The sequence below is a fragment of the Bradyrhizobium sp. Arg816 genome (assembly GCF_029989365.1).
In the GTDB taxonomy this organism is placed as follows: Bacteria; Pseudomonadota; Alphaproteobacteria; order Rhizobiales; family Xanthobacteraceae; genus Bradyrhizobium.
Genome location: NZ_JAPRAQ010000006.1, coordinates 167062 through 185647 on the forward strand (window position 1 = coordinate 167062; position 18586 = coordinate 185647).

Annotated in this window: 16 protein-coding genes and 1 tRNA gene; 4 read left to right on the forward strand and 13 right to left on the reverse strand. The window is 64.8% G+C overall.

Going from position 1 to position 18586, the window contains the following annotated elements; genetic code table 11:
• Positions 1-101 precede the first annotated feature (101 nt).
• Both OWC48_RS16990 and OWC48_RS16995 read left to right on the forward strand, forming a co-directional pair.
• On the forward strand, positions 102-1067 hold the full coding sequence (locus OWC48_RS16990) for an AraC family transcriptional regulator (protein ID WP_282521022.1): 966 nt from the start codon (positions 102-104) through the stop codon (positions 1065-1067).
• Between the two features lie 188 nt (positions 1068-1255).
• Entirely contained in the window at positions 1256-1408 is a 153-nt protein-coding gene (locus tag OWC48_RS16995) for a hypothetical protein (RefSeq protein WP_014494567.1), read from the forward strand.
• 547 nt (positions 1409-1955) lie between these two features.
• Here the strand turns inward: OWC48_RS16995 and OWC48_RS17000 are convergent.
• The 3 genes from OWC48_RS17000 to OWC48_RS17010 form a co-directional block, all read right to left on the reverse strand.
• Positions 1956-2032 (reverse strand) — tRNA-Arg (locus OWC48_RS17000).
• 152 nt (positions 2033-2184) lie between these two features.
• Entirely contained in the window at positions 2185-2673 is a 489-nt protein-coding gene (locus tag OWC48_RS17005) for a hypothetical protein (RefSeq protein ID WP_282521023.1), read from the reverse strand.
• 162 nt (positions 2674-2835) lie between these two features.
• Positions 2836-3408: a hypothetical protein gene (locus tag OWC48_RS17010; protein WP_282521024.1), complete on the reverse strand. Its 573-nt coding sequence runs from the start codon at positions 3406-3408 to the stop codon at positions 2836-2838.
• A 181-nt stretch (positions 3409-3589) separates the two neighbouring features.
• Between OWC48_RS17010 and OWC48_RS17015 the strand changes: the two genes are divergently transcribed.
• Complete coding sequence (locus OWC48_RS17015) at positions 3590-3976, forward strand: VOC family protein (protein WP_282521025.1); 387 nt, start codon at positions 3590-3592, stop codon at positions 3974-3976.
• Between the two features lie 62 nt (positions 3977-4038).
• Here OWC48_RS17015 and OWC48_RS17020 read toward each other — a convergent pair whose 3' ends face one another.
• Positions 4039-4533: a hypothetical protein gene (locus OWC48_RS17020; RefSeq protein ID WP_085405488.1), complete on the reverse strand. Its 495-nt coding sequence runs from the start codon at positions 4531-4533 to the stop codon at positions 4039-4041.
• A gap of 260 nt (positions 4534-4793) precedes the next feature.
• Here OWC48_RS17020 and OWC48_RS17025 point away from each other — a divergent pair, with 260 nt between their 5' ends.
• On the forward strand, positions 4794-5147 hold the full coding sequence (locus OWC48_RS17025) for a GrlR family regulatory protein (RefSeq protein WP_306664372.1): 354 nt from the start codon (positions 4794-4796) through the stop codon (positions 5145-5147).
• 8 nt (positions 5148-5155) lie between these two features.
• Here OWC48_RS17025 and OWC48_RS17030 read toward each other — a convergent pair whose 3' ends face one another.
• The 9 genes from OWC48_RS17030 to OWC48_RS17070 all read right to left on the reverse strand — a co-directional run bounded on the left by OWC48_RS17030 (position 5156) and on the right by OWC48_RS17070 (position 18406).
• Positions 5156-7843 (reverse strand): PAS domain S-box protein, encoded by a 2688-nt coding sequence (locus OWC48_RS17030; RefSeq protein WP_282521027.1) that lies wholly within the window; start codon positions 7841-7843, stop codon positions 5156-5158.
• Positions 7844-7968: 125 nt separating this feature from the next.
• A complete protein-coding gene (locus OWC48_RS17035) occupies positions 7969-8883 on the reverse strand; it encodes a DMT family transporter (protein WP_282521028.1) in 915 nt (304 codons plus the stop codon).
• 81 nt (positions 8884-8964) lie between these two features.
• Positions 8965-9759: an NUDIX domain-containing protein gene (locus tag OWC48_RS17040; RefSeq protein ID WP_282521029.1), complete on the reverse strand. Its 795-nt coding sequence runs from the start codon at positions 9757-9759 to the stop codon at positions 8965-8967.
• Between the two features lie 4 nt (positions 9760-9763).
• Positions 9764-10717 (reverse strand): dihydrodipicolinate synthase family protein, encoded by a 954-nt coding sequence (locus tag OWC48_RS17045; protein WP_282521030.1) that lies wholly within the window; start codon positions 10715-10717, stop codon positions 9764-9766.
• A 73-nt stretch (positions 10718-10790) separates the two neighbouring features.
• Positions 10791-11669, reverse strand: coding sequence for an SDR family oxidoreductase (locus OWC48_RS17050; protein WP_282521031.1), 879 nt, complete (start codon positions 11667-11669; stop codon positions 10791-10793).
• A gap of 152 nt (positions 11670-11821) precedes the next feature.
• Entirely contained in the window at positions 11822-12682 is an 861-nt protein-coding gene (locus OWC48_RS17055; protein WP_282521032.1) for a MaoC family dehydratase, read from the reverse strand.
• A 209-nt stretch (positions 12683-12891) separates the two neighbouring features.
• Complete coding sequence (locus tag OWC48_RS17060) at positions 12892-13281, reverse strand: Zn-ribbon domain-containing OB-fold protein (RefSeq protein ID WP_014494555.1); 390 nt, start codon at positions 13279-13281, stop codon at positions 12892-12894.
• Positions 13281-14438, reverse strand: coding sequence for a thiolase domain-containing protein (locus tag OWC48_RS17065; protein ID WP_253571758.1), 1158 nt, complete (start codon positions 14436-14438; stop codon positions 13281-13283). Before OWC48_RS17065 ends, OWC48_RS17060 begins: the two co-directional genes overlap by 1 nt.
• Before the next feature lie 476 nt (positions 14439-14914).
• Positions 14915-18406, reverse strand: coding sequence for an indolepyruvate ferredoxin oxidoreductase family protein (locus OWC48_RS17070; protein WP_282521033.1), 3492 nt, complete (start codon positions 18404-18406; stop codon positions 14915-14917).
• Positions 18407-18586: the final 180 nt, after the last annotated feature.

Sequence of the window (18586 nt, forward strand, 5' to 3'; positions counted from 1 at the left end):
CTACGGCCCGGAATCCGGTTTACTGAATCATCCTGTTTCGCCATTGATTGCGATGTATCGATTTTCATTTAATTGTCACATTTCAGCATTCGGCCAGAAGCATGTTCTTCGACGCTCTCGCCCCCTCCTCCGCCCTCCAGCTGATCCGGTTTGCCGATGTCGACGCGTTTCGACCCGCCGAGTCGATGGAAGACGCCCGTAGCATTCCGCTCGACGTCGCCAACTTCGCTGCGGCGCGTGCGATCGTGAACCTGCCGGGGTGCCGGATCATCGTGGCTAGGTCGTTTGCGCGGATTCTCGATACCGCCTATCGCGCACCGGGCGGCATGGTGATCCTGCCGATGACCGACGATCTGCGGGCCAGCTCGAGCGGGATCGAACTCGACTCGCGCGTTTTCATCGCCTTGCGCGGCAATCATCATTGTCATTTCGTCGAGCATCAGACCAATTACCACGCGCTGATCATGTTCTCCCCCGCGCTCAGGGATCGCGGCTGGTTCGATCGCGCCGATGCATTGTGGGTTCGCATCGCGGACCCCGCGGCGCATCTCTACGCGCGTCAGCTCGTTCTCGACATCCTGCGGACCGCGTCCGTAGAGCCGCACATGTTCGAAACCACAGAGGTCGCCGCGCATCTCCAGGAGGGTCTGCTGCTCGCCTTCGACGATTTGTTTCAAATCGACCCGTTGTCTGATCGTACCGCCCCGAATGCAGGCGCGCGATCAGCCAGGCTCGTGCAACAGATCGACGATTACGTCGCGGCCTATCCGACCGCTCCGATCTATACGGCCAATCTAGCCGGCGAGTTGGGCGTTTCGGTCCGAACGCTCGGCGGCGCGGTGAGCAAGGTGCGCGGCATGAGCCTGCATCAATACATCCGCCTGAAGCGGCTGTGGGCCACACGCTCGCGGCTCCTGAAGGGCGGCGGCGCGACGGTCGCCACATGCGCACGCGCCCAGGGATTTCATCACCTCGGCGAGTTTGCCGCGGCCTACCGCGCGATCTTCCACGAGGCGCCTTCCGACACGCTGGCACGGGCCCGGCACACCGGTTTCTCTGCGAGCTGACGCCGCAGGCGCGACGCCGATGGCTTGCCTTGACCACGGGTCGGGCGGCTATGGAACAGGTTCCCTCGAACGACGTTGTCAGGTCCGAGCAGTGCGCCGCCAGCCAGCCCCGGGCGCGCGCTGAGAAACCCCGCGCGCCCTCCGCGCGGGGTTTTTGTCGCCGTCAATCAAGTGGTTCAGGGAAGAGAATGTCCATCAACCGCAACGTCTTGTTTCTGATCATCGGGGCTCTGGTCGTCACGGCAGCCGTGCTCGGCTACAACCTCTACCAGGCGAAGAAACAGCCCGACGGCCTGCAGATCAATGTCGGCCCCAATGGGCTGAAGATCCAGGGCAAGTAGTCAACGAAGTGATTGGAGCTTGGACCTGAGTTTGATCAGGATTCCGCAACCGGAGGCGAACGCAAGACCTCAGTTGCTCCGTTCCGACCTCCAGCCGGTTCCCCGATGTGGAATGGCGGCGGTGATATCTACATCTCTGCCGGCGGATTGACGCCAAGCTGCCACCCCAAAGCATAGGGTCAACGTCAGAGCCGTCACCAATAACAACAGGGATAAAAATTGGCTCAAGCCTGCACTCCCGCGCCGAAATATTGGATGAGCGAGCACAGGGCGGCGATTCGGAAAATGCAGCCGTACTGACCTAGGGAGCGTTTTCCCCAAGGTTGCAAACCGGTGGACGAGCACGCCGCAGCCTTTGACCCGCCGCGACTGCAGGAGGCAACGCCGACGCGCAAGAGAGCGGCGACTTTCCGAGCCTGACTAGCGCATTGGTTGAAAGCATCAGCAACAGCCTTCGGCCGGTTGCGAGCCTCGAGACCCCAATGGATGGCCTGCCTATCGAGCTCGGCTGCCTGATCGCGATCATACGCCAAGCTATTGATTTTATTGGCGCGCTCGGAGAGATTCGAACTCCCGACCCTCGGAATCGAAATCCGATGCTCTATCCAGCTGAGCTACGAGCGCCCCCGGCCCGGGTATTGGGCCGCAACCGAGAAGCGCGGACCGCGGCTGGCAAGCCAGACATCGTGCGCCGTTCGGACGGGTTCGAATTAGCAGAGAGGCTGGCCAATAAAAAGCCCTTCCCGCCTCCGCGGAGGCGGGTCAGAGCGGGCTTGTCACCAGGTCGTGTTGAAGAGGCCGAAATGCGGCTGCTGCGCCACCATCATCGGCCGGCCATACTGTGGCCCACCATATTGATATTGCGGGGCCGGATGCGCTCTGGCGACCTTACGCTTGGGCTGAGCCTGAGCCTGCGGCTTCTTGGCGGCGTCGGCCTTCGAACCAGGCGTAAACTGGGCAAAGGTCTCGCGCACCCGCGCCTTGGCCGACATCTCTGCGAGGGCCGCTGCCGACGCGGTATCCGGCGGCTGAGGCGCAACGACGGCAGCGGTCTTCACCGCGGGCGGGGCAATCGACGGCTGGCTGGTGTCGAGCACGACACGCTCGGGCAGATGGCGATCGGACCGGATCCGGATCGACGGCTGGTCGTTGCTTGCGGTCGCGGCGGCTGGCGCCACGGGCGAGGCCGGCATGACGAAGTTCACCGCGAACAGCAGTCCGAGCAACGCTCCGCCGACAAACATGAAATACCGAAAGATGGGCATTGGCCGCACTCCGCCCCCCGCAATCCCCGCGTGGGCTCTTCGCCTTAAACAGGCGATACTCTGATTGGTTCCTGGCCCTGCCCTTCGGTTCAAATGGCGACGCCAATTTTTTGGCCAAGGCCTGCGGACAGTAACTTTTCCGCTACCGGGAACTGCCGGACGTTACGCGCGCCGTGCTGCGACCAGCGAACACTTCGCCTGATCGGCGTTAACGTTGATGAAGCCGACAGGAATACGCGCAAAGGTCTTGCGGCTCTTCATCGTTACCGTGTCGGCAAGCATGCGGCTGCGGTCGGTGAGATGACTGCCATCGCGCCGCGTAAACGCGCAGACGATCTCCAGATCCTTAACGGCATAGTCATTGTCGTTTCGCAGCGTGAACGTCACCAGCGCCTTCGAGCCGAGCCCGCCACGGCGCCAGGTCTGCGATGAGATTTTGAGGCGATCGAGTTCTGCCGCAGCCGGAGCCTGAGCTTCGACAATCGGCGAGACCGCCGCCGCCGTACTGCCCGGAGGTGCCGGTTCGACCGTTGCCACGTCAGACTTCACCGGCTCGGCGCCGTTGCCCCTGGAGAGCGGCAGCAGCATCCACACACCGCAGCCGACGATGATCGCCGCCAGCAGCCAGAGCAGGCTTCGCCCGAACGAGACGCTCGCGATCGTCACGGCTCGCGCCAAGCGCTCGCCGCTCCCGGCGAAACGTCCCCACCCGATCCGGTCAAACCTGGCGTTCATGGCTGCATCACCGACCGCGGCCGGAGCCCGTTCGACGACGGACTCGGCCACCGCTTACCTTAATCCGGGAGACGAACTAAGGTTCCCGCGCTCATGCCGAGTCGGCAAGGACGGTGGTGATCACCAGCCGGGGCCGCTAACATGCGCTGCAACATCGAAGACCCCGTTGGGAGAACATGAAATGCCAATCGCCGTCACTTGGGATCACGTCCATCTGCGCAGTCCCGATCCTGAGGCCACAGCGGCTTGGCTGCGGGACATCCTCGGCGGAGAGATCGTGCGCGCACCGGGACGGATCGACGTGAATCTCGGCGGCGCAAAGATCTTCATCGCGTCGCTCGAGGGCGACAACGCCGTCAACCCGCCGCCGCCGCACCCGCATCAGGGTCTCGACCATTTCGGTCTCACCGTGAAGGACATCGACGCCGTCGCGGCCGAGATCAAGGCCAAGGGCGTCACCTTCACGCGCGAGCCGACCACGATCCGGCCGGGCGTGCGCATCTGCTTCATCCGCGGCCCGGAAGGCATCTCCATCGAGCTGCTCGAGCGCGACAAGAAATACACCTGACCCATCGCCTCATCTGGCGCCTCATCGGAGGTCGACGAGAAGCCGGGCGCGCTATCGCCCGGCTAACTCATACTGCCCGGCATAAAGCAGCGGATGGCGACGCCCATGTAGCCGTAGATCGGCCACACCATGGTGCGCCCGACCCGGTTCGGCTCCGAGATGACGGCCTCCTCGGGCACGTCAACCCAGACGAGCTCCTGCTGCTGGCCGTCGAGCACGTGGCCCAGGCGCGGGATGCGGACACGATAGTGTCCGTCCTTGCTCTCCCAGTCGGTGTCCGAGAGCGCCGAGCCGTCGGCATCGGAACAGCAAGGCCCCTTGCCGCTGCGCAGGCCGTCGAACCACGCCTTCAATTCGGCATTGGTGTTGACGAACTGGCCACGGTCGCGCGCATGCCCCGAGGGGGCTGCGAGCGCGATCAGAGCCAAGGCGCAAGTGAGGCTCACCATGCTTCGCCAGCGTGGCGCGCCGCCAGTCGGCCGTTGTGTTTCGCAAATCGTGGGACGCACACTGTACAGACGCGGCTCATCGCCGCCGGAATCGATCCAGTTGCTCACGTTTGTCTTGCTCCAGCACCCCGCGGCCAGTGCAACAATGGTTATGCATTTCGCGGGCCAACTTGATTCGCAACGACGGGCCTCGCGTCATGATCAGACCGTCATGGTGGTGTCATAGACAAGCCGGGACAACTACGGCTGGCGGCGGCAAGATCGCACCGCCGGCCGGCAAACTGCCGCGTTGCGCGCGGGAACGCGCTTTGGCATAAAAGCTCTACCGGTTACGCCGTTGGGCGATGGCGGCCGGCCTGTGGGACGTGATGAAGAACGGCCTCTATTCGATTCACGTGAACCTGCTCGATGGTCGAGTCGGCAAGGGCAGCGGCGTGATTCTTTTTCGCGACGGCAAGATTCTTGGCGGCGATGCGTACCTCTATTACACCGGCAGCTACGTCGTGAAGGACGACCACACCTTCAAAGGCGAGGTGCTGGTGCAACGGCACACCTCGCCGCGGGGCGACGACAATCCGCTGTTCGGCGGCCCTGCCCCGGTCGGCATCGGCGTCAGCGGGACCTACACGGACACCCGCGCGGAGATGACGGGCACAGCGCTCGTCGGCAAGGCCAGCCTGATTTTCGGCGCCACGCTGCACAAGCTCGTGGAAGCCGATTAGGCGCGGGACTATTCCGCAGCCTGCTCGAGCGGCGCGGTGCGCGGCAGGATGATCTGGATCCGCGTGCCCTCGCCCGGCTCGGAATCGAGATCGAGCCGCCCGCCGAGGCGATTGGTGACGATGCTGTAGACGATGTGCAGTCCGAGGCCGGTGCCGCCCTGGTCGCGCCGCGTGGTGAAGAACGGATCGAAGGCGCGGCGGCGGACGTCGAGCGACATGCCGCAGCCATTGTCCGAGAAGATGATCTCGACATTGTCCTTGCCGGACTCGCGCACCTGGATGTCGATGATCCCCGGCCGGCCGTCCGGGAAGGCGTGCGCCACCGAATTGAGAAACAGATTGGTCAGCACCTGGCCATACGGGCCGGGATAGCTGTTCATGGTCAGGCTCGGCTGGCACTCGACGTTGAGCGTCAGATTGTGTTTGCGCAGGCCCGGCCGCAGGCTCATCACCACCTGCTCGGTGAGGTCGCCGAGATCGAAGCTGCGCTGATCGGAGTAGTTGCGGTCGGCCGCGACCTGCTTGAACGACTGGATCAGCTCGGCCGCGCGGTTCAGATTGGAGACGAGCTGCGAGGACGCATCGCGGCTGGTGTTGAGGAAATCGTTGAGCGTGGAGCGACGGAGCTCGCCGCGCTCGACTTCGGCGGTGAACATCGCGGTCTTGCGCTCCAGCGCGGATGCGACGGTGAGGCTGATACCGACGGGATTGTTGACCTCGTGGGCGACGCCGGCGACGAGCCGTCCGAGCGCGGCGAGCTTCTCCGCCTCGATCAGCGAGGCCTGGGTCTCGCGCAGGTTTCGCAACGCGGTCTCGGCGGATTCCTTGGCTTTGCGCATCTCCTGCTCGCCGCGCTTGCGCTCGCCGATGTCGAGCGCCACGGTGACGATCCGCTCGATCTCGCCGTCGGCATCGAGCAGCGGCAGCTTGTTGACCAGCCATTGCCGCATGTTGCCGGAGGAATCCTTGTACTCCTCCTCGTAGAAGCCGAGGCCCCTTCGAAGCTTGAGCACCCTCTTGTCGCTCTCGTCGGACTTGGCCGCACCATAGCGCGACATCAGATCCGCGGTGGTGCGGCCGAGCGCATCGCCGGGCTCGATGCCGAAGATGCCGGCCATGTAGCGGTTCATCAGCACGTAGCGCAGCTCGCGGTCCTTGACGTTGATGACCGCGGGCACGGTGTCGATGACCTGCTGGAGCAGGCGCCGTCCTTCGGCGATGGCGTCTTCCGCCCGCTTCTGGTCGGTGATGTCGCGCAGCGTGCCCTCGTAGCGGACGATGTTGCCCGCCTCGTCCCGCACGCCCGTCGCGCTGTCGGAAAGCCACAGGATGTTGCCGCTACGCTGGCGCACCTGGTACTCGAACTCGCGCACGATGCCGTCGCGCGCCATCAGCCGCTGATATTCGGCGCGCGCCTCGGGGTGGACGTAGATGGTGTGGGCGATGTCGTTGATGCTGTCGATGAGCTGCTGCGGGCTGTCATAGCCCATCATCCGCGCCAGCGCCGGATTGGCGTTGAGCAGATCACCGGCCGGCGTCGTGACATAGATGCCGTCGACCGAGCCCTCGAACAGCTTGCGATAGCTCTCTTCGGCGAGACGCTGCTCGGTGAGCGCCCGCACCGCCGCCTCGCGCGCCGTGTCGGCCTCCTCCAGCGCGCGGCGGAACACTTCGGCCGCGCGCGCGATGTCGCCGATCTCGTTGTCGAGGTCGGCCGACGGGATCGAGGCGTCCTTCTCGCCCGCTGCGAGCGCGCGGATGGATCTCGCGATCTTCGCAAGCGGCCGGACGGTCCGCCGCACCACGAAGCCGGCCGCGAGAATGCCGATCAAGACGCCGATGGTGCCGAACACGATGCTCTGCCACCGCGCCTCCGTCAGCGTGCGGGCGAAATCGCGCGACAGCACGTGGCCGCGCCTAGCGCTGACCTCGCGCAGGAGTTCCGTGACGCGGCCGATCAGGCGGCCCTCGGTGCCCAGCACCTCGCGATCGATATCGGCGATCTGTCGCTCCCGGACCGCCACCGCGATGATGGCCTCGGCATAGTCGTTCACGGCCGTCTTCAGCCTGGCGTCCGCGATGTCCATCGCCCGCATCCCCTGCGCGGCCTGCTCGGCGGCGGATGGATTGCGCGCCAGCAGCCCGAGCGCGATCTGGCTCTGCGCCTCCGACAGGCGGGAGGCGAGCTCGCGGTCCGCCGCGGCTCCAACGGCCACGTCGAACCGGTCGCGCAGCGGCGGCAGGCCGGCGAGCAGCTGGGCGCGGCGGTCGATCAGGGTCGAGATTCGCTCGAGGCCATTGCGATAGGTCGCAAGGCGCTCGGTCACCCCGTCGATCATGTCCTGCTGCTCGGGAGCGAGCTCGATGCGGGTCTTCTTCAGGATGTCGCTGAGCGTCGAGGCCGCCTCGCCGACCTGCTTGAACTGGGTGCCGGCGCCGGGATCGGTGACGAAGTCGCGCGCGGCGAGCCGCAGCTCGTTCATGCGGCGGTCGATGTCCTCGGCGAGGTCGCCGACGCTCTGGAGCCGCTGCAGCTCGGCGAAGGTCGTATCGATGTGCCGGATCGCGATCACGCTCGCGGTCGAGGTGACGATGATCACCGCCAGCACCAGGAGAAAGCTGCCGAAGGTGAGCTGGCCGATGGAGAGCGAGAATGTTCGCTTTTTCTCAGGGGTCGGCGTCAATTCGGCGGACATTGGGGCTTTTGAGGACCGGGCTATTGGAGGCCCAATATACGATGGTTTGCGGCCCCGGGGGAACATGCCTCGCGCTGCCGAATATCCTTAATATCGCGAGCCCGCCGCCCGTCTCACCTCCCCGATTATGACGTTTTGACGCTGGCCGCCCGCCGGGCCGGGATCGTCATGGCGGCGACGCCGAGGACGACGCAGGCAAGCCCGATCCAGGCGGTCCGGCTCAGGGTTTCGCCGAGGACGGCGACGCTGATGGCGACCCCGATCGGCACGCGCAAATAGGCCTGCGCAGTGGTGCCGACCGAGCCCAGCGTCTGGATCAGGCGGAAGTAGATCGCGAACGCTGCCGCAGTCGAGAAGGTCGCCAGCGCGAGCAGCGCCAGCACGGAACTCAGCGAGGGCGACAGCGTCCAGGGCTGTTCGACGATCAGCGAGGCCGGGATCAGCGCCGCCGCGCCCGCCAGCAGCGAGCCCGCGGCCGGTGCCATCGGATCGAGGCCTTTAAAACCGCGGCCGAAGATCGCAGCGCAGGCGTAGCAGATGGTGGCGGCGACGATGGCGGCCTCCGCGACCAGGCCACTGCGGACGTCGTGGAAAGCGTCGACGCCGACGATCAGCAGGATGCCGGCCATACCGGCGACCACGCCGAACAGTTTTCGCGGCGTCGTCACCTCGTGACGCGTGACGACGGCTGTGAGCAGGAAGGTGAAGAGCGGCCCGGCCGAGTTGAGGATGGTGGCGAGCGCGGCATCGACGTGACGCTCGCCCCAGGCGATCAGCGTCCAGGGGATCATGCTGTTGAGCACGGCCTGGAACGCGAAGCGCTGCCAGGTCGCGGCATCCGTGGGCATCCTGATGCCGCGCGCCCACATGACGACGAGCAGCAGCAGACCGGCGATCGTGGTGCGCGCCGCGATCAGCGTGATCGGCGGAATGGTGGCGACGCCGAGCTTGATGAAGGTGTAGGAGCCGCCCCAGAGCGTTGCGAGCGCGACCAGCAGCGCCAGCTCGACGGCGATGTTGGGGTCCCGTCCCTTATCCATTTTGCACGTCCCGTCCATTCGCGATGGACGGAACCTTAGCGCGTCCGGGGCCGCCAATACTTCGTTTGGTATCGAAGTATCCTAGCCGACCGCCCCGACCTCGAACACCTCGCCGTCATAGCCGGCTTCGCGGGGAATGCGGAGCTGGCGGCCGGTCTCGGTCTTGGTCATCACCGGCATCACCGTCACGACCGACAGGCCGCGGGCGTGCTCCAGCGCGGCGCCCACGCTGTCCTGCTTGGCGAGCCGGATCAGGTTGCGCGTGGTCGGGAACGGCAGCTTGAAGCGGCCGCTCTCGCCGCCCTCCACCGCCTCGCGCGGCGACACCCAGATCGAGTCGGTCGACTCCCGGCCGTCATGGGCGCCGAGCTGATCGGGCGGTGCGGCCGCGAGGAAGAACCAGGTGTCGAACCGCTTCGGCATGCCCTCCGGCGTGATCCAATGCGCGTAGGGCACGAGCGTATCGAGCGCGAGCTGGAGGCCGTTGTCGGCCAGGATACTCAGGAAGCTGATCTTGTGCTCGTTGAGGGCGACGCGATGCTTGTCGGCGATCTCGCCGGCGCGCTTGGCATCGATCGGCGTGCCCGAACCCTTCGCCCGCGCCAGCAGGATGCCGCTCTCCTCGAAGGTCTCGCGGATCGCGGCGACCCGAAATCCGCGATCCGATTCACTTAAGGCTTCGCCGCCCGAATAGAGGTGAGCGCGGGCGACGATCTCGTTGTCGCCGGCATCGACGCTGCCGCCGGGAAACACCAGCGCGCCCGAGTTGAACTCGATCTGATGATGGCGAACCATCATGAAGACCTCGATTTCCTTTGCACCGTCACGGAGCAGAAGGATGGTCGAAGCCGGGCGCGATGCTGATGTCTCTGGCATTCAACTAACCTGCGGCGCTGGATTGCGGGCCGAGATTGGCGCGCTTGTCGACGCGGGCGACGCGCGACAGGAGGTAGTCGACCTCCGCCTTCGCTGCCGGCGTGATGGTCGCGCCCGGATTGCGCTGGGCGCTGGAAGCGATGATGCCACGCTTCTGCAGCACGTGCTTACGCACCGCCAGGCCTGCGCCCGGCTGCTGCTCGTAGCGGATCAGCGGCAGATGCGCGTCGAACAGATCATGCGCAGCGTCGCGCTTGCCCTCCTTCGAGAGGCGCACGACGTCGATCAGGAGCTCCGGGAAAGCGTAGCCGGTCATGGCGCCGTCGGCGCCGCGCTCCATCTCGAAATCCAAGAAGAGTCCGCCATTGCCGCAGAGGATCGAGAGCGGACGGAGCGAGCCGTCCTTCTGGAAGTTGCGCAGTGTCGAGATCTTTTCCAGACCCGGCCAGTCCTCGTGCTTGAGCATCACGCAATTCGGATTGTCGGTGACGATCTTGCGGATCACCGCAGGGGTGAAGATTACCGAGAGCGTCAGCGGATAGTCCTGCAGCACCCAGGGCACATCGGGCCCGATCGCCTCCGCCGCCTGCTTATAGTAGCCGACGATCTGGTCGTCGGTACGGAGCGACGGCGGCGGCGCGATCATCACGCCGGCCGCGCCTGCATCCATCGAGGCCTTCGCCAGCGAGCGCATCGTGGCAAAGCCAGGCGCTGAGACGCCGACGATCACCTGCATCTTCTTGGCGCGCTTGACGAAGCGCACCGCGACTTGCTCGGCCTCCGCGGCGTCGAGCTTCGGCGCCTCGCCGAGGATGCCCAGCACCGTGACGCCGTCGCAGCCGACCTCCTCGTAGAAATCGGTCAGGCGGTCGATCGAGCGCTCGTCGATCCGGCCGTCATCGTGGAACGGTGTCGGCGCGATTGCGAAGGTGCCCTTGGCGTCGGCGGTCAGTTTCATCTGGTCTCTCTGTCCTATCGTCTGTCGTCATTCCGGGCTCGCGACGTCGTCGCGCCCCGGAATGACAGTGTGGCTAAAACCGCCGCGCGCCCATCTTGATCTGCTCCTCGGAGAAGAAGATCTCCTTGGCGTGATCGGCGATGTCCTGGGCCTTCCAGCCCGTGTGCGGCGGCTTCCAGCCGTCCATTTCCATCATCCGCATTTCGCGCACGCCGCGGGGCCCGGATACGCCCAGCACCTTGCCGGTCTGGTCGCCCGACAAATCGCTGACCATATATAGCACGGCCGGCGCGATGCCGTCCGGCCCCAGCGCCGCGCCGGGGTTCTCCTTATAGCGGGGCAGGTCTGCGGTCATGCGGGTCAGAGCGCCCGGGGCCAGCGTCCAGATCCGGATGTTGTACTTCCGGCCCTCGATCGCCAGCACGTTGGACAGGCCCCAGATGCCGCCCTTGGCCGCGCCGTAATTGGTCTGGCCGAAATTGCCGATCAGCCCTGATGTCGAGGAGGTGTTGACGATGACGCCGCCGCCGTTTTCCCGCATCCAGCGAAACACCGGCATGGTGCAACAGAAGGTGCCCTTCAGATGCACCTTGATCACCTTGTCCCAGTCGGATTCGGACGCCTTGGCGAAGGTCTGGTCGCGGAGGATGCCCGCGTTGTTGACGAGGATATCGGCACGGCCGAAATGCTTGATGGCGTCGTCGAACACCGACTGGCCGCCCTCCATGGTGGAGATGTCGGCGCCGTTGGCGACCGCCTTGCCGCCCTCGGCCTTGATCGCGTCGACCACGAGCTGCGCCATCGACTTGTCGGCGCCTGAGCCGTCGCGGGGACCGCCGAGATCGTTGACGACGACGGACGCCCCTTCCCGCGCGAACAGTTTTGCGTAGGCCTCACCAAGCCCCCCGCCCGCGCCGGTGATCAGCGCAACCTTGCCGTCGAGTAGTCCCATCGTGGCTTCTCCCTGCTTGTTTTTCTTGCTCCGTCATGGCCGGGCTTGTCCCGGCCATCCACGAACTTGATCGCCAACTGCACGAAAGAACGTGGATGCCCGGGACAAGCCCGGGCATGACGAAATAACTCAGAGCAGCGCAAGCGGCTCGATCATCCCAGCACCGTCTTGCCGTTCTTGATCACGGTGACGCCGCGCGACTTCACCTTGGCTTCGAACGAGATCACGCTGCCATCCTTCCAGAGATCCATGGTCACGGTCTCTCCGGGATAGACGGGCGATGAGAACCGCGCGACGTGCTGGCGGAAAGCAGAGGCGTCGTAGTCGGCATAGGTCTGGAGCACGCCGCGGCATGTGATGCCGTAGGTGCACATGCCGTGCAGGATCGGGCGCGGGAAGCCGGCCTTCTTCGCAAATTCCGGATCGCTGTGCAGCGGGTTGCGGTCGCCGCAGAGGCGATAGACCAGCGCCTGGTCGGGGCGTGTGACGATGTCGATGGTCCTGTCGGGGCTCCGGGTCGGGATCTTGTGCGGATCGGGCTGGGTCAGGTTCGGCCCGCCAAAGCCGCCATCGCCGCGCGCGAAGCGCGAGGCGACCAGCGTTGCGAGCTTCTCGCCCTTCTCGTTCTTGAGCACGGTCTGGTGGCTGATGACGACGCCCTTGTCCTTGCCCTTGTCGTAGACCTCGACAACGGAGGAGTCGGCCGTGATGTTCGCAGCCACCGGCAGCGGCTGATGGAAGGTGATGTCACGCTCGCCATCGACCACCATGACGCGGTTGAGGTTCATCTCGCCCGGCCCCGAACCCCAGGCTGCGACGGACGCAAAGGTCGGCACCACCTTGAGCGGCCGCGGCGTGAACGTGCCTTCGTTGACGAAGGCGAGCTCGCTCTCGTTCATGGGATCGGCACCGAGGCCGATGCCATAGGCGTAGAGCATGACTTCGCGATCACCATAGGCGTACTTCTGGCCGAGGTTTTTCAGGCCTTTGAGTTCTTCGTATCTGGCGGACATTTTTGGCTGTTTCCTCCCCGGCATTTTTCTCAGCGAGCACCGGCGCTCGTTAATGTGCCCTCTCCCCTTGTGCGAGAGGGCTGCACCGCTCTTGCACCAAACTCGTTTGGGTGAGGGGTTGGCTCCGCAGCGAACACTCTCTCCGTGGAGAGAACCCCTCATCCGGCGCTTCGCGCCACCTTCTCCCACAAGGGGAGAAGGGAAGAAATTTAGGCCGGCGTGAAGAACGGCAGCGGCGCGCCGTCGGTCGGCTTGAACACCACCTTCACCTTCTGGCCGATCTTCAGCTTCTCGAGATCGCAGTCGACGAAATTGGTCTGCACCGACGGCCCCTCCTTCAGGGTGACGTAGCCGATGGCGTAAGGGCCGGTCGGCGACTTCCGCATCAGGCTCCAGGTGTAGATCGTGCCCTCGCCCGAAGCCTCCTCCCACACCGTCTTGTCGGAGTAGCAGAACGGGCAGATCGAGCGCGGGAAGTAATGCGCCTCGCCGCAGGCGGTGCAGCGCTTGATCATGAACTTGCCCTGCTTGGCTGCGTCCCAGAACGCGGCAGTCTCCGGATTGGTCACCGGGGCCGGGTATTTTTTTGCATCTACCATCACACGCGCTCCAGAATGGCCGTCGAGGCGGCGTGGCGAACGCCGAGGAGGCCGCCGGTGCCGTGGGCAATGGCGAGATCGCAATTCTTGACCTGCACCTTCGGATGCGCCTCGCCGCGCAGCTGCCTGACGGCCTCGATGATCTTGGTCATGCCGCCGCGATTGACGGGATGGTTGCTGCAGAGGCCGCCGCCGTCGGTGTTGAACGGCAGCTTGCCGACGCCGGAGATCAGATTGCCGTCGGCAACGAACTTGCCGCCCTCGCCCTTCTTGCAGAAGCCGAGGTCCTCGAGCTGCATCAGCACCGTGATGGTAAAGCTGTCATAGATCGAGGCGTATTTGATGTCCTTCGGCGTGATGCCGGCTTCCTCGAACGCGCGCGGGCCGGACCAGATGCCGGCAGAGTAAGTGAGATCGAGGTCCTTGCCGCCGCGCGGGCCCTTCATCGCCTCGCCATGGCCGATCAGCTTGACCAGCGGCTTCTTCAGGCTCTTCGCAATCTCGGGCGTCGTCACGATCAGCGCGCCGCCGCCGTCGGAGACGACGCAGCAATCCATGCGGTGCAGGGGATCGGAGATCATCGGCGAGTTCAGGACGTCCTCGACGGTGACGACATCCTTGAGCATCGCATGCGGATTGTATTGCGCGTGGTGCGAGGCCGCGACCTTGATCCAGGCGAGCTGCTCGCTCGTGGTGCCATAGTCGTGCATGTGGCGCATGGCACACATGCCATAGGCATTGTGCGTGGTCGCGCCGTAAGCAGACTCGAAATCGGCTTCCGCGCCGGCTGCGCGCGGCGGCATCACGCCGGTGCGCGGCTTGCCTGCGAGCGTGATCAGCGCGATCGAGCACTTGCCGGCCGCGATGGCTTCAGCGGCATGGCCGAGATGGATGATGTAGGAACAGCCGCCGGTCTCGGTGGAATCGACGTGGCGGAGTTTTTTGGTGTTCAGGCCGAGATAATCGACCATCGGCCAGGCGCCGCCCGGTGCATCGCCGGCGCAGAAATAGCCGTCGACATCGTCCTTGGAGAGCCCGGCATCCTCGATCGCGCCCTTGGCGACCTCGGCATGGAGCTGGGCGGTGGATTTGTCCGGCGCATGCCGGGTCGGGTGTTCGTAGATCCCGGCAATGTAGGCCTTGCCCTTGATGGTCAAAACGTCAGGTCTCCGCGCTCGCGTTTCTTCTTGCTCCGTTTTTCTGAACCGCGGGGGCCAGCTTGGCAAGCGCGGAAATATTCCGTCGGGCGAGAGGGCAGCGGGTTGGCGCAAGTGGCGACGGTCATGGAACGTCCGTCTGCCTCCTCACCGTCATTGCGAACGTAGCGAAGCAATCCAGGAGTCTTTCCGCGGATGCATTTCTGGATTGCTTCGCTGCGCTCGCAATGACGGGCGCGACAGGCAAAATCCTAAAGGTGTTTTGCCCGACGGCACAAGCGATTTCGTTTTATCGAAACAACCGATTTCGCGAAAACAACCCCATGCACAGTAGAACGCTCGTTGATTTCAAACGGGAAATCGTAGGGTGGGCAAAGCGAAGCGTGCCCACGTCCTGATCGATTCTGGTGGGATGGTGGGCACGGCGCTACGCGCCTTTGCCCACCCTACGAGGCGGCGTCCGCGTCGAGACCGCCCTACTCCGCCGCGATCTGCCTTGGCGCGGGCGGCGGGCTTGCGAGGTCGGCCGCGAGCTGGGCGTAGCGGGCTTTCGCGTCGGCGACGGCCTTCTCCTTGACCGGGCCGTAGCCGCGGATGCGGTCGGGCAGCGACAAGAGCTCGACCGCGGTGTCGACCGTGACCGGCGACAACAGGCCGAGCACGGTAGCGACGTCCTTCTCGTAGCCCACGATCAGATCGCGCTCGAGCTTGCGGTCGGCGCTGCGGCCGAAAATGTCGAGCGGCGTGCCGCGCAGGAACTTGAATTTCGCCAGCACGCGGAAGACCTTCAGCATCCACGGGCCGAAGGCGCGCTTCTTCGGGCGGCCGAGCGCGTCGACACCGCTGCTGAGGATCGGCGGGGCCAGGTTGAAGTTGAACTTGAAGTCGCCCTCGAACTGGTCGCGGAGCTGCTGCTCGAAAGCACCGTCGGTGTAGAGGCGCGCAACCTCGTATTCGTCCTTGTAGGCCAGCAGCTTGGCGTAGTTCACCGCGACCGCGCGCGGCAGCGCATCGTCATAACCGCCCTGCTTGGCGGTATCGCGAACCTGGTCGACCAGCTTGCGATAGCGTTTTGCGAGGCGGCCGCTCTGGTAGGCGGTCAGGTGCTTGGCGCGATGCGCGACGACCTCATCCAGCGTCATTGCGTCGAGCGTCTTCGGCGCAACCACCTCGTCGGTCCCCTTCAGCATGTCGGCGAGACGCTGGGGATCGGCGACCGCGAGGCGGCCGAGGCGGAAAGCCTCCTTGTTCATCTTGATCGCGACGCCGTTGACCTCGATGGCCTGCTCGATCGATTCTGCCGACAGCGGGAACAGGCCTTTCTGATAGGCATATCCCATCATCATCATGTTGGTGGCGATGCTGTCGCCAAGCAGCTGCTCGGCCGGCTTGGTGAAGTCGAAGAACACCGAGTCCTTGTGCAGCGCCGTTTCCAGCAGCCCGTTCAGCTTGCGGGTCTGGAAGTTGAAATCGCGGTTGAGGACGAAGTCGGCGGTGGGAATGACGTGGCTGTTGATGATGCCGCGGGTGCGGCTGGTGTCGCAGAGCGAGATCGTATCCTTGGCGACCGCGACCACCTCGTCGGCGGCGAGCACGAGATCCGCCGTACCTGTGACGATGCGCGAGCAGGTCACCTCGGCCGGATGATCGGACAGGCGGACGTGGCTGAGCACCGCCCCGCCCTTCTGCGCCAGGCCCGACATGTCGAGGATCATCGAGGCCTTGCCCTCGATATGAGCGGCCATGCCGAGCAGCGCACCGATCGTGAGCACACCGGTGCCGCCGACACCGCCGACGGCGATGTTGTAGGGCTTGTCCACCGTCGGCCGAGACGCGGGCTCCGGCAGCTCGCCGATGTCACCGAGATCGGCCGGCGCACGATGGCGCGGCTTGCCGCCGTCGACGGTGACGAAGGACGGGCAGAAGCCCTTCACGCAGGAATAGTCCTTGTTGCAGGACGACTGGTTGATGGCGCGCTTGCGGCCGAACTCGGTCTCCAGCGGCTCGACCGAGATGCAGTTCGACTGCACCGAGCAGTCGCCGCAGCCTTCGCACACCGCCGGGTTGATCATGACGCGGCGCGCCGGATCCTCCATCAGGCCGCGCTTGCGGCGGCGGCGCTTTTCGGCGGCGCAGGTCTGCACGAAGACGATCGCCGAGGTGCCCTTGTACTCGCGGCACATTTTCATGACGTTGTCGAGTTCGTCGCGGTGATACTTCTTCACGCCGGGCGCGATGGTGTCGGCGGGATAGGCATCGGGCGCCTCCGAGACCAGGTAGATCTCGCGGATGCCTTCGGCATGGAGCTGGAACGTGATCTGCTGCGGCGAGAGATCGCCGTCATGGCGCTGGCCGCCGGTCATGGCGACAGCGTCGTTGTACAGGATCTTGTAGGTGATGTTGGTCTTGGAGGCGACCGCCTGCCGGATGGCGAGAAGGCCCGAGTGGAAGTAGGTGCCGTCGCCGAGATTGGCGAAGATGTGGTTCTCGTTGGTGAAGGGCGCGATGCCGACCCACGGCACGCCCTCGCCGCCCATATGGGTGAACGTCTCGGTTGAGCGATCCATCCACAGCGCCATGAAGTGGCAGCCGATGCCGGCCATGGCGCGACTGCCTTCGGGGACTTTCGTGGATGTGTTGTGAGGGCAGCCGGAGCAGAAATACGGAGTGCGGGAGACAGGCGCCGTCGCCTGCATTTGCGTGGCCTGGCGGCCGTTGAACCAGTCGGCCTTGACGCGGAGCATCTCCGCAATCTCGGGGTTGAGATTAAGTCGAAGCAGTCGCTCGGTGATCGAGGTCGCAAGCGAGGCAACGCTGAGCTCGGCGGCGAAGGTCAGGAAGCGCTTGTCGTGCTCGTCCATCTTGCCGACGATGCGCGGGCGGACGTCGTCGCGCCAGTTGAACAGCTCCTGCTTGACCTGGTTCTCGACGATCTCGCGCCGTTCCTCGATGATGAAGATCTCTTCGAGGCCGACCGCGAACTGGCGTACGCCTTCCGGCTCCAGTGGCCAGGGCATGCCGATCTTGTAGAGGCGAAGCCCGATCTTGGCGGCGACCTCCTCGGTAATCCCGAGCTCGCGCAGCGCCTGGCGGACGTCCTCATAGCTCTTGCCCGACGCCATGATGCCGAAGCGGGCGTTCGGCGAGTCCATGGTGACGCGGTTGACCTTGTTGGCGCGCGCAAAGGCGATCGCGGCAAAGCCCTTGTAGTCCTGGAGGCGGCGGTCCTGCTCGAAGCGGTCGTCGGGCCAGCGCAGATTGAGGCCACCGGGCGGCAGCTCGAAATCCGGGGGGATGATGAACGGCTTCATCTCGTCGGTGAGGTCGATCTCGGCGGTGGTCTCCACCGTCTCCGTGATCACCTTCATGCCGACCCAGCAGCCCGAATAGCGCGACATCGCAATGCCGAGCAGGCCCATCTCGATCATCTCGTGGATGCTGGACGGATAGAGATACGGCATCAGCGCCGACATGAAGGCGTGGTCGGACTGATGCGGAACGGTGGAGGACTTTGCACCGTGGTCGTCGCCGGCCAGACACAGTACGCCGCCGTTCTTGGCCGAGCCGGCGGCATTGCCGTGGCGGAACACGTCGCCGCAGCGATCGACGCCGGGGCCCTTGCCATACCAGATGCCGACGACGCCATCATATTTGGCGCCGGGCGAGAGGTTGAGCTGCTGCGAGCCCCACACCGCGGTCGCCGCCAGATCCTCGTTCACGCCGGGCTGGAACTTGATGTTGTACTGCTCGAGATGCTTTCGCGCCGCGAACAGCTGCTGGTCGTAGCCGCCGAGCGGTGAGCCGCGGTAGCCGGAGATGAAGCCCGCGGTGTTGAGGCCATTGGCGCGGTCGCGCCGGATCTGAGCCATCGGCAACCGGACCAGGGCCTGGATGCCCGTGGTGAAGACGTGCCCGGTTTCCTGGGTGTATTTCTGGTCGAGACTGATCGGACCCTGGTTGATACCCATTCTTGTCCTCTTCCGCCCTTTTGAGCGTTTGGCCACTTAAGCCGTTGCCTGCCCGTTGTTTTTAGCTAGGGCGCGCCGACCATCTCTGCCACTCTATGTCGGATATTTAACGCTCCGCATCACAAATCTGGACCAAAGGAAGCGCCGGGTAAAAATCGCAATTTCGTGGCTGCAAAGGCA

What these genes read in the sequence shown, in the direction of transcription:
- OWC48_RS17030 (WP_282521027.1), bottom strand. Translation starts at nt 7,843, where the DNA reads ATGTCCGCCGAATTGACGCCGACCCCTGAGAAAAAGCGAACATTCTCG.
- OWC48_RS17005 (WP_282521023.1), bottom strand. Translation starts at nt 2,673, where the DNA reads ATGCCCATCTTTCGGTATTTCATGTTTGTCGGCGGAGCGTTGCTCGGA.
- OWC48_RS17055 (WP_282521032.1), bottom strand. Translation starts at nt 12,682, where the DNA reads ATGTCCGCCAGATACGAAGAACTCAAAGGCCTGAAAAACCTCGGCCAG.
- OWC48_RS17050 (WP_282521031.1), bottom strand. Translation starts at nt 11,669, where the DNA reads ATGGGACTACTCGACGGCAAGGTTGCGCTGATCACCGGCGCGGGCGGG.
- OWC48_RS17015 (WP_282521025.1), top strand. Translation starts at nt 3,590, where the DNA reads ATGCCAATCGCCGTCACTTGGGATCACGTCCATCTGCGCAGTCCCGAT.
- OWC48_RS17060 (WP_014494555.1), bottom strand. Translation starts at nt 13,281, where the DNA reads ATGGTAGATGCAAAAAAATACCCGGCCCCGGTGACCAATCCGGAGACT.
- OWC48_RS17035 (WP_282521028.1), bottom strand. Translation starts at nt 8,883, where the DNA reads ATGGATAAGGGACGGGACCCCAACATCGCCGTCGAGCTGGCGCTGCTG.
- OWC48_RS16990 (WP_282521022.1), top strand. Translation starts at nt 102, where the DNA reads ATGTTCTTCGACGCTCTCGCCCCCTCCTCCGCCCTCCAGCTGATCCGG.
- OWC48_RS17010 (WP_282521024.1), bottom strand. Translation starts at nt 3,408, where the DNA reads ATGAACGCCAGGTTTGACCGGATCGGGTGGGGACGTTTCGCCGGGAGC.
- OWC48_RS16995 (WP_014494567.1), top strand. Translation starts at nt 1,256, where the DNA reads ATGTCCATCAACCGCAACGTCTTGTTTCTGATCATCGGGGCTCTGGTC.
- OWC48_RS17045 (WP_282521030.1), bottom strand. Translation starts at nt 10,717, where the DNA reads ATGAAACTGACCGCCGACGCCAAGGGCACCTTCGCAATCGCGCCGACA.
- OWC48_RS17070 (WP_282521033.1), bottom strand. Translation starts at nt 18,406, where the DNA reads ATGGGTATCAACCAGGGTCCGATCAGTCTCGACCAGAAATACACCCAG.
- OWC48_RS17040 (WP_282521029.1), bottom strand. Translation starts at nt 9,759, where the DNA reads ATGCCAGAGACATCAGCATCGCGCCCGGCTTCGACCATCCTTCTGCTC.
- OWC48_RS17025 (WP_306664372.1), top strand. Translation starts at nt 4,794, where the DNA reads ATGAAGAACGGCCTCTATTCGATTCACGTGAACCTGCTCGATGGTCGA.